Genomic DNA, 3,022 nt, shown 5'->3' with positions numbered 1-3,022 from the left:
TAGCCTTTTGCCTGCCAATCGCTAAAGCGTTCTTTTAGTAATTCGATAACTCGCTGTTCTCGCTGCAAATCCTCTTCAGTGACCGAACAATAATGACGACGCGTTTTATTAACCAACTCACCTTTGCTATTGGTATCAAGATAGTTTTCTACCCAACGCACACAATAAAGGCGTTCTTGAAAGGTATCGCCAGGGCGTGGCACCAGGTCTTCATTTTCCCAAAGACGTAAGCCATAAGCGGTTTTTCCATCAATTTTTTTATCGCCGCGCAGTTCTGGAATAGAAAAAGTTTCTCCTGTTTCAGGGCAAACCATGCGTCCTTTTTGAACAGTTCCTTTTTTTGCTTTAGCGAAAGTTTCTTTATCGGCATTAACGACCACTTCAATATCGTAACGCTTATTGGCATGATCAGGTTTTAGCACAGCACAAATATCATTTTTTTCAGCAATCACCCAACTGGGCGCTAACGGCAATAAATAACCGTTAGCCGGACATACAACTTCCACGCAATACAAATAAGAATCAGCCCGCCATCCTTGCGAATTATGTTCAATACCCCATTCGGTAATTTTTTCATCCGCTGCTGTAAAGGCGACTTGTTGTGCGGCCTGCACTTTTTCCTGAACTTCTTTACCGCCACCAATCAGGTGAATACTCGCCCAGGTCAGTACGGCTGCGACTGGGTTAAGGTCTGAACCATACGCTTCACAACCGATGCGCGCGGCTTCAAAGGGAATTGAACCACCACCACAAAAGGCATCGCCGACTTTAGGCGTATGTCCAAAGCGCTTCTTTCCAAGCTGATCTATTAATTGTTGAATGTTAATTGCTGTGGTGCCTAAATGGTTATTAATGTCTTGCCATGCCGTTTCACTTGGGCCTTCGATTTGCTCGGGGCGATCACAGTATTCCAGTTTTTCATCATAACTTAAGTGGTCGAAATAGCGGCGGGTAATTGCATCTTTTTGGCTTTGGGTAATACCTTTTGTCCAAGATACACCGCCTTTGGCATTGAGGGTAAACAGGGTTTGCGTCATTCCGGCAGGGATGCCGGAATCCAGTGCCAGGGAAGGTAACTCTCCGATACTTCCGAGGCTTGATTCAGGCTCGATGCCAGACCATAGATTCACATCCATGTGACTGGATTCCGGCATCCCTGCCGGAATGACGTGCTTAATCGCACTTGTATCTAACGATGACTGCTGGAGCGTGGGAACAATAGAGGCTTGCTGCAACCAGTCATAAAGGGTTTTTGCTGGGATTGCGGTTGAACGGCGTTGCCACAAGCCCTCCTTATCCATCGTCAGAATTTTTAAAAAAATTTCGCGGTCTTTTTGTGGATTATTGCTGGCAGGCATTAACATGCCCAAAATAGAGGCACGGATTAGAATTAACGGTTTACGCCCCCACCATTTACCCAAGCCAGTTAATGTCTGTCCTGATCCAGCTTTACGTTCTTTATAGGATTCTTTGGAGATTAACGAGACCGGAAACTGCGTTTCAATAAAGGTTTTATCGTTTAGTTGCATGGTGGGGTAAAAAGTCAGGTATTAGGTAGGCTGGGATGAGTGTGCGACCCGATAGAGCGTTTAGCGAATCCCAGCATTTCGCAGCTTATTCAAACCAGTTTTCTAAAGCTAAATTCTGAAAGCCATCAAAGTCTTTCGTGTTTCGGGTCACTAGCGTTAAGTTTTGGCTAACGGCAATTGCGGCAATCTCGCCATCTGCATAAGCGTAGGTAAGCCCTTGCTTTTGCAAGCGGGCCCGCTCTTTTGCATACCAGTCGGCGGCGGCCTGGTCGAAAGGCAGGACATCCAAACCATTAGCCAATAACATCGCCAAATAAGACTGTAGTTGTTTTTTTCTTTTAGACGCTGCCAGTAACTCGCAACCATATACCAGCTCATGCCATACAATCGATGCCGTTGCATATTCGCCATCATGATCGGCAAGCTGTTGTAATACTTTTTCATCGGGCTGTAAGCGTGCGGGTTCTGACAGGATATTGCTATCCAGCAAATAGCTTATTCGTCCCATGAAAACTCTCGTCCCTGACTGGCCGAGCGTAAGTTTTTAAGCTCAATATCTGTCGGCGCGCTGTCACCTTCCAATTTATTATTGCGCCATTGTTGGATGGCTTGATACAAGCTATTGTCTTTATGGGTGAGCTTTTGATAATTGGCTTCTGACAACATCACTGCTACCGGCTTGCCATGGCGGGTAAGATGAATGGCATCATCCGATTCAAGCTGATGAATCAATTGCGACAGGTTGTTTTTTGCCTCGGCTATGGTACTGGTTTTCATGGGAAACTACTCTATTATGGCTATAGTTATAGCCATAATAATGGATTCGAGGGTTAATATCAAGTGCTTTACCAGCCTACATTTTTCCATTCATTAGCGACAGCTCAAACTCTGCCTTTCGATTACGCAATACACCTTCCATCACCGGGTTTTCTGTTAAAGCAAAGCGTACAGCCTTACGCCAGCCTTTATTGCGGCCATTGACTGCATGGCCGGTAGCGGCATTGGTCATCGTGTAAAGCCACCAGCGTTCTTCAGGGACTAAGCCTAACCAGTTATGTACGGCTGTCACTGATAGTTCTGGGTCTGCGTCTTCTAATGCCCACGCTAATAAAGTGAGTTCTTTACCTAAGGTTCGGTCAACGGGGGTCTGCCCTTTTTTCAACCATTGTCCGGTTTTTACGCCCAAGTTCCGCAATCGACGATTAAATTCTGCCTTAACGTGTTCTTCTAACTGTTCCCAGGTTCGGCGGTTTAAAACTGCCTTTAATTGTGCATCCACATCATTAAAGGTGGGGGTTGTTTCTTGCCCCTTTTCCGGATTAATCCAGTGGAAATGTTCGGAAATAAACACCTTGGCATCCTTTGCTTTTGAGATAGGTACAGTGACAATAAAGCAATGTTCGGTATGCTCTGGATCAAAGCAGAAACCCAAAGGTTGTGGATTTTTAATTGCAGTGCTCATTGACGAATTAAGCCGGGTTGAAGTTGGCGAA

The 3,022-nt window shown here is 45.5% G+C and carries 4 protein-coding genes; all 4 read right to left on the bottom strand.

Annotation, left to right across the window (positions count from 1 at the left end):
* On the bottom strand, nucleotides 1–1,529 hold a 1,529-nt coding region (locus tag ACLQ6D_RS04260), incomplete at its 3' end, for a DUF1156 domain-containing protein (RefSeq protein WP_411726048.1).
* Between the two features lie 85 nt (nucleotides 1,530–1,614).
* Nucleotides 1,615–2,037, bottom strand: coding sequence for a type II toxin-antitoxin system VapC family toxin (locus ACLQ6D_RS04255; protein ID WP_411726047.1), 423 nt, complete (start codon nucleotides 2,035–2,037; stop codon nucleotides 1,615–1,617).
* The gene (locus ACLQ6D_RS04250; RefSeq protein ID WP_411726046.1) at nucleotides 2,025–2,306 is read right to left on the bottom strand and encodes a type II toxin-antitoxin system Phd/YefM family antitoxin; all 282 of its coding nucleotides are present in this window, start codon (nucleotides 2,304–2,306) and stop codon (nucleotides 2,025–2,027) included. Before ACLQ6D_RS04250 ends, ACLQ6D_RS04255 begins: the two co-directional genes overlap by 13 nt.
* Nucleotides 2,307–2,382: 76 nt before the next feature.
* Nucleotides 2,383–3,022, bottom strand: a 640-nt coding sequence (locus tag ACLQ6D_RS04245; protein ID WP_411726045.1) for a DUF3780 domain-containing protein, incomplete at its 5' end; no start/stop codon positions are given.

The sequence above is a fragment of the Methyloglobulus sp. genome (assembly GCF_046714055.1).
Taxonomy (GTDB): domain Bacteria; phylum Pseudomonadota; class Gammaproteobacteria; order Methylococcales; family Methylomonadaceae; genus Methyloglobulus.
The sequence above is the reverse complement of the archived record's forward strand: the minus strand, read 5'-3'. Positions and strand labels throughout refer to the sequence as shown.

Excerpts from the sequence above, each read along its gene's own strand:
- ACLQ6D_RS04255 (WP_411726047.1), bottom strand. The coding sequence starts at position 2,037 with ATGGGACGAATAAGCTATTTGCTGGATAGCAATATCCTGTCAGAACCC.
- ACLQ6D_RS04250 (WP_411726046.1), bottom strand. The coding sequence starts at position 2,306 with ATGAAAACCAGTACCATAGCCGAGGCAAAAAACAACCTGTCGCAATTG.